At 73.5% G+C, this 6378-nt stretch carries 7 protein-coding genes and 1 pseudogene; 3 read left to right on the top strand and 5 right to left on the bottom strand.

Annotation, left to right across the window (positions count from 1 at the left end; translation table 11 throughout):
• The 3 genes and pseudogenes from GT030_RS13580 to GT030_RS13570 form a co-directional block, all read right to left on the bottom strand.
• Positions 1–180 (bottom strand): annotated as a pseudogene (locus GT030_RS13580) (hypothetical protein); the annotation flags it as partial.
• A 69-nt stretch (positions 181–249) separates the two neighbouring features.
• Positions 250–969 (bottom strand): ferredoxin reductase, encoded by a 720-nt coding sequence (locus tag GT030_RS13575; RefSeq protein ID WP_346009632.1) that lies wholly within the window; start codon positions 967–969, stop codon positions 250–252.
• 52 nt (positions 970–1021) lie between these two features.
• Positions 1022–1627, bottom strand: coding sequence for a sulfite oxidase-like oxidoreductase (locus GT030_RS13570; protein WP_161201335.1), 606 nt, complete (start codon positions 1625–1627; stop codon positions 1022–1024).
• Positions 1628–1799: 172 nt separating this feature from the next.
• On the opposite strand from GT030_RS13570, the gene GT030_RS13565 reads away from it, so the two are divergent.
• Entirely contained in the window at positions 1800–2570 is a 771-nt protein-coding gene (locus tag GT030_RS13565) for a GNAT family N-acetyltransferase (RefSeq protein ID WP_161201337.1), read from the top strand.
• Here the strand turns inward: GT030_RS13565 and GT030_RS13560 are convergent.
• A complete protein-coding gene (locus tag GT030_RS13560) occupies positions 2567–3007 on the bottom strand; it encodes a MarR family winged helix-turn-helix transcriptional regulator (protein ID WP_161201334.1) in 441 nt (146 codons plus the stop codon). The genes GT030_RS13565 and GT030_RS13560 overlap by 4 nt on opposite strands.
• Before the next feature lie 132 nt (positions 3008–3139).
• On the opposite strand from GT030_RS13560, the gene GT030_RS13555 reads away from it, so the two are divergent.
• A complete protein-coding gene (locus GT030_RS13555; RefSeq protein WP_161201333.1) occupies positions 3140–4204 on the top strand; it encodes a hypothetical protein in 1065 nt (354 codons plus the stop codon).
• 246 nt (positions 4205–4450) lie between these two features.
• The gene (locus GT030_RS13550; protein ID WP_161201332.1) at positions 4451–5248 is read left to right on the top strand and encodes a putative protein N(5)-glutamine methyltransferase; all 798 of its coding nucleotides are present in this window, start codon (positions 4451–4453) and stop codon (positions 5246–5248) included.
• A 15-nt stretch (positions 5249–5263) separates the two neighbouring features.
• On the opposite strand, the gene GT030_RS13545 is transcribed toward GT030_RS13550, so the two are convergent.
• On the bottom strand, positions 5264–6378 hold a 1115-nt coding region (locus tag GT030_RS13545; RefSeq protein WP_161201331.1), incomplete at its 5' end, for a GAF domain-containing SpoIIE family protein phosphatase.

Below are 6378 nucleotides of genomic sequence, written 5' to 3'. Positions count from 1 at the left end.
CTGCTCCTCGGCGTGCGTCCGCGCGCGGTCGTAGGTGAACAGCCCGGCCACCGTCCCCGTCAGCGGCGCGACCACGCAGAGCAGGACGGCGACGACCACCACCACCCAGGCCTCCACCACGTCCGACCGCCGCCGCAGCGGATTGTGCCGCCGACGCGGGCGGTGCGACCGAGTACGCATCTCCACACCCGTCGGATACCCAGCCCGGCGCCCCCTCGCGCATCCCGCGCACCACGAGCTGCCGGCGGCTCAGCCGAAGCGCTCGATGCGGATGCGGTCCACCGGCTGACCGGCCGCCACGAGCAGACGGGAGGCGTGCTCGGCGAAACCGTTGGAACCGCACACATAGGCTTCCCACCCACCAGGGGGCCGCTCGGCCAGGAGCGGCGCCACGTGTGCGGCCGACATACGTCCCACCGGCACACCCGCCGGAGCGCTCCGGGTGAACACGGCCGTGGTCTCCGCCCCCAGCTCCCCGGCGTAGATCAGCTCCTCCGGACCGCGCGCCGACACCAGCATCCGCAGCGGCACCGACAGGCCCCGGGCGCGATGGTGCCGGACCATCGACATGAGCGGGACGATCCCGGAACCGGCCCCCAGCAGCAGCGCCGGACGGTCGCCCGGCCAGGCGAAGAAGCCGCTCAGTGGCCCGCGCACCTCGATCGAGTCACCGGGCCGCGCCACCGTGTGGAACCAGCCCGAGACCTCGCCGTCCGGTACCCGGTCCAGGGTCAGCTCGATGTGCCCGGAGTCCTCCGGCGCGGAGGCGATGGAGTAGTGCCGCTGGGCCACGTATCCGTCCTCGGCGGTCAGCCGCAGCATCAGATGCTGGCCCGGCAGATGCCCCGCCCACCGAGGCACCGCGAGCCGGAACGTCGACGCGTACGGCGTCTCCCGCCGCACCTCGGTCAGCGTGGCCGTCTGCCACGCGGCCGCCACCTGCTCGCTCACCGCGATACGGCCGGGCACCGCGAAGCGGGCCGGGGGAGCGGAGGGCGTCCCCGGCGTCCCGTGCGTCTGCTCAGTCACCGCGGTACCGCTGTTCCTCCCACGGGTTGCCCCGCTCGTGATAGCCGTTGGCCTCCCAGAAGCCCGGCTCGTCATGGTCGAGGAGGGTGAGGCCGGCGATCCACTTCACGCTCTTCCAGAAGTACAGATGCGGCACGATCAGCCGGGCGGGGCCGCCGTGCTCCGGGGCCAGCGGAACACCGGCCTGATCCCAGGCGATCCAGGCCCGGCCACCGGTGAGGTCGGTCAGCGGCAGATTCGCGGTGTACCCGGTGTGGGAGCGGGCCAGCACATGGGTGGCGGACACATGTGGCCCCACCACGGCGAGGAATGCGTCCAGCGAGACCCCGCCGAAACGCACACCGAACTTGGACCAGCCGGTCACACAGTGGATGTCACCCTCGTACGCCGAGCCGGGCAGGGCGTGCGCCTCGGCCCAGTTCCAGGTGTGCGGGCGCTCCACCAGGCCGTCGACGCGGAAGGACCAGTGGGCGGGCGCGAGGTCGGGGGTGACCTCGGCGGACAGGACGGGCCAGTCGTCGCCCGCGTCGTACTGCCCCGGAGGCAGTCCGGGACGGGAGACGCGCCGACGGCCCGTGAAGCCTCGGGTGACGTTCATGGCTCAACCGTACGCTCCCGCCAAGGGCGCCCCGCCCCTGGTCAGTGCCCCGGCGCGCGACCTCGGCCACACTCCGGACGCCCTCGGGAATAGCCGTCCCGCCGCCGTACTTGGGGACAAGTGCCGACGCGCCGCCGCGCCGGTGCAGAGCGAGCGGAACGAGGACCTGAGGATGCCCGAGGCGTACGTCTCCACGCGGAACGACGGCCGGGAGGCCGACAGCCCGGCCGGTGCGGCCCCCGACTCCGCCGGGACGACGGTCCCGCACCCGCTCGACAACGCCGCCCGCGCCTCCCTCACCGGCCCGCACGCCCACTTCGCCGAGCGGCACGGGCGGGTGCTCCGGTACCCGGTCGAGGTCTCGCCCTGGCTGGCCCTCCCCGACGAGCCCGAGCCCGCCGACTGGGCCGAGATCGCCGCGCTCGCCGGACCCGGCGGCGAGGTGCCCCTGCTCGGTCACCGGGGCGCGGCCCCGCAGGGCTGGGAGATCACCTTCGACGTGGCCGGCGTGCAGATGGCGGACGACGGCGTGGCCGGCGCCCCGGACCCGGAGGCGGTGCCGCTCGGCCCGGCCGACGTGCCCGAGATGCTGGACCTGGTCGCGCGCACCCAGCCCGGCCCGTTCATGCCACGCACCATCGAGATGGGCACCTACCTCGGCATCCGGCGCGACGGCGCGCTGATCGCCATGGCGGGGGAGCGGCTGCACCCGCCGGGCTGGACCGAGATCAGCGCCGTCTGCACCGACCCCGCCTTCCGGGGCGAGGGCCTGGCCACCCGGCTGATCCTCGCCGTCGCGCACGGCATCCGCTTGCGCGGCGAGCGCCCGTTCCTGCACACCGGCGCGGGCAACACCGGCGCCATCCGCCTCTACGAGTCCCTGGGCTTCCGGCACCGGCTGGACACCCGCTTCTTCGGGGTGCGCGTCCCCCTCGGGTCCTAACCGGCGGCCTGTCCGGCGGACCCCGCGTTGTACCGCTCCAGGTAGGCCGCGAAGCGGACCAGGTCGTCCTCCGGCCAGTCGGCGAGCCGTTCCCGGAAGGCGGCCCGGCGGCTCCGCGTCACCTGGGCCAGGATCTCCTCGCCCGCCTCCGTGAGATGGAGCACCTGCACGCGGGCGTCCTCCGGGGCGAGCCGCCGCTCGATCAGCCCCGCCCGCTCCAGCGCGCCCACCTGGCGGCTCACCGTCGACTTGTCCAGCGCGTAGTGCGAGGCCAGGTCGGTCGCCCGGCAGCCCCCGCGCTCCTCCAGATGCCCCAGCAGCGTGTACGACACCAGCGACAGCTCGGGATGCATGCGCCCCGCCGAGGCGCGGGCCCGGCGCGCGAACGACGTCATCTCCCGCTGGATCGTCTCGACGGCCGCGTCCGCCGCCGTCATGAGATCACCTTCGCCATGAGAACCCCTTCACGGAACTCCTCCGACCTGTTCTCCGACCCGTTCGAACGATTCTGGTTGTATAGTACAACTTGAACGTGAGTTGTATAAGACAACCATTGGAGGTTCCGGTCGATGAAGTCACCGGCACTGCGTCATGTGCTCACGCACCTGATCACCCCCCTGCTGATGTGCATAGGTATGGGGCTCGCCTATATGGGTGCCTTCGTCACCCCGGAGCCCCACCACATGCCGGTGGCGGTGGTCGGCGCCGGACCCGAGGCGAAGGTCTTCGCGCAGACGGTGAAGGACACGGCGGGCGACAAGCTGGACGTCCGCACCGTCTCCTCCCGCGCCGACGCCGTCGCGCTGGTCGAGCACCGGGATGTCACCGGCGCCTATGTGCCCAGCGCACATAAGCCCGAGCTGATCGTGGCGAGCGCCGCGTCCGACATGGGCGCCACCGCCGTGGAGAAGGTCTTCACGCCGGTCGCCGCACAGCAGGGCGCCCCGCTGAAGGTCACCGACATCGCCGAGCCGGTGTCCGACGACCCCACCGGCCAGGGCCTGTTCTTCCTGCTGATCGCCGTCAGCATCGGCTCCTACGCCTCCGTCGCCGCCATCGGCGCTGCCGGTGCGGCGCTCGCCGTACGGGTACGGGCGCTCATCGCGGTCGGTACGGCCGCCGTGGTCGGCGGTATCGGCGCCCTGCTCGCCGGACCGGTCTTCCACCTGGCCCACCACGACCTGGGCACCCTGTGGGCCATGGCGTGGCTGTACTCGGCGGGCATCCTGCTCATCGGCGTCGGCCTGCACACCTTCCTCAAGCGCTGGACCACGCTGGCCATGATGGTGCTGTTCGTGATGCTGAACTTCACCAGCTCCGGCGGGTTGTTCCGGCCCGAGCTGCAGAACGGCTTCTTCGGCACCCTGCACGCCTTCTGGAACGGCGCCGGGTTCGTCGAGGGCATCCGCTCGCTGCTGTACTTCGGCGACGACGGCATCGCCCGCGACGTGTGGACGCTGGTGGTCTGGCTGGTCGTCGGCATCGCCGTCACCGGGATCGCCGCCCTCTGGGAGCGCCCCGGCCGCCGGGCCCCTGCGCAGGCGCCGGACGCCCGGGAGACCCCCGCCGCCGAGGCCGCACGGGAGGCCGAGCGCGAGGCCGAGGAGGAGACCGAGGAAAGCGTGGCCGTCTGAGCCACGACGCGGGTACGGCCACCGGCCGCGCCAGGGACCCGGTCCGCCCGGAGACCGGGCACGGTATGGTGGCCGTCCGGTCGCGCGGAGTGCGCGGCCGGTGCGACCGAGGAGGTGAGACCCATCAACGCTGTGTCAGCCAGGGCGCTCTCCCCTCGCGCCCGTGCCGTGTGACGGTACGGACAACGCGACGGTGACCGCGGGAGCGCCCTGAGGCCCCAGGTCCCCGAAAGGCTCCAGGCTCTTATGGCCACCGTGCCCGCATCCCCGACTCCGCTCGCCGACCCCTCGTCCCTCACCGCCGCCCTGCGCGCCGCCGGCTGCGTCTTCGCCGAGGACGAGGCCCGGCTGATCCTCGCCACCGCCCGCACCGCCGAAGAGGCCACCGCGATGGCCGGGGCCCGCGCTTCCGGACTCCCGCTCGAACACGTCCTTGGCTGGGCCGAGTTCCACGGCCTGCGCATCACGGTGGGGCCCGGCGTCTTCGTGCCCCGCCGCCGCACCGAGTTCCTCGTCGACCAGGCCCTTTCCCAGGCGCCCGGCGCCCGTGTGGTCGTGGACCTGTGCTGCGGCTCCGGCGCGCTCGGGGCGGCCCTTGCCGTCGCGCTCGACGGCGCCGAGGTGCACGCCGCCGACATCGACCCCGCCGCCGTACGCTGCGCGCGCCACAACCTCGCCCCCCACGGGGGCCACGCCCACACCGGCGACCTCTACGCGGCGCTCCCCGCCGGACTGCGCGGCCGGATCGGCATCCTGACCGCCAATGTGCCCTATGTGCCCACCGCCGAGGTCCCCCTGCTCCCCGCCGAGGCCCGCGACCACGAACCCGCGGTCGCGCTCGACGGCGGCCCCGACGGACTCGACGTCCTGCGCCGGGTCGCCGCCGGAGCGGCCCAGTGGCTGGCCCCCGGCGGCTGCCTGCTCTCCGAGACCAGCGCCCGTCAGGCGCCGGCCGCCACGGCGGCCTTCAGACAGGCTGGTCTGGCCGCACATGTGGCGGTCTCACCTGAGTGGGACGCCCATGTGGTGATCGGCATACGGTGATGTGCGCCTGCGGGCCTACGAGAGGTGGCGGGCCCGCGCGATGAGCACGGCCACGTCGTCGTGGTTGTCCGGCTCGTACAGCGTCGCCAGGAGCTCCTGGCAGACCTCCTCCAGGGGGCGCTCCGAGGCACCCTCCAGCAGGTCCAGCAGCCGTGCCAGCCGCTCGTCCAGCGAGTGACTGCGGGTCTCCACCAGACCGTCGGTGTACAGCACCAGCTCGTCGCCCGGCTCGAAGTCGACGGTCACGGTGGCGAACTCCACCCCGCCCACCCCCAGCGGCACCCCCGTGGGCAGCTCCAGCAGCTCCGGCGCGCGGCCCGGCCGTATCCGCACCGGCGGCAGATGCCCGGCGTTGGTGATCAGACACCGTCGCTGCCGGGGGTCGTGCACGGCGTACACACAGGTGGCGATGGAGTGCTCGGTCGCCGCCGTGGCCTTGTCGAGCTGCTCCAGCAGCAGTGACGGATCGAGATCGAGAGAGGCGAGCGTGGTGGTGGCGGTGCGCAGCAGGCCCATGGTGGCGGCCGCGCTGATGCCGCTGCCCATCACGTCGCCGACCACCAGCGCCGTCTTGTCGCCGTCCAGCGGTATGACGTCGAACCAGTCACCGCCGACCTCGCTGGTGGACCCGGCCGGCTGGTAGTGGGACGCCACCTCCAGGCCCGCCGTCACCGGCGGATGGCTCGGCAGCAGGCTGCGCTGGAGGGTCAGCGCGGTGCTCCGGGCGTTCTGGTACCAGCGGGCGTTGTCGATCTGCACCGCCGCCCGCGCCGCCAGCTCCCGCGCCAGCAGCACGTCGTCCTCGTCGAAGGGCTCCGGGTTACGGGTCCGCTTCAGGTCCAGCGCGCCCAGGATCTCGCCGCGCGCGATCAACGGCACCGCCAGGTACGAGTGCAGCCCGGCCCGGCTCAGCAGGACGGCGGCCTCGGGGGAGCGGGCGATGCGCGGCAGGTCCTCGTCCTTCACCCGCGGCACGAGCACCTCCTCGCCGGTCCGTACGCACTCGGTGACCAGCCGGTCCGGGCCGTACCAGGCGATCCCGCCGGGCCGGTCGGCCGCCCGGGTGGCGTCGCCGCCGTCGTCCGGGCGGACCGCGAGCGCGCGGATCACGGCGGCTTCGGCCGGCCGGA

This window comes from Streptomyces sp. SID1328 (assembly GCF_009865595.1).
In the GTDB taxonomy this organism is placed as follows: domain Bacteria; phylum Actinomycetota; class Actinomycetes; order Streptomycetales; family Streptomycetaceae; genus Streptomyces; species Streptomyces griseoluteus.
Note: the sequence above shows the minus strand (reverse complement) of the source record. Positions and strands in the feature narration are given on the sequence as shown.

Excerpts from the sequence above, each read along its gene's own strand:
- GT030_RS13570 (WP_161201335.1), bottom strand. The coding sequence starts at position 1,627 with ATGAACGTCACCCGAGGCTTCACGGGCCGTCGGCGCGTCTCCCGTCCC.
- GT030_RS13560 (WP_161201334.1), bottom strand. The coding sequence starts at position 3,007 with ATGACGGCGGCGGACGCGGCCGTCGAGACGATCCAGCGGGAGATGACG.
- GT030_RS13565 (WP_161201337.1), top strand. The coding sequence starts at position 1,800 with ATGCCCGAGGCGTACGTCTCCACGCGGAACGACGGCCGGGAGGCCGAC.
- GT030_RS13550 (WP_161201332.1), top strand. The coding sequence starts at position 4,451 with ATGGCCACCGTGCCCGCATCCCCGACTCCGCTCGCCGACCCCTCGTCC.
- GT030_RS13555 (WP_161201333.1), top strand. The coding sequence starts at position 3,140 with ATGAAGTCACCGGCACTGCGTCATGTGCTCACGCACCTGATCACCCCC.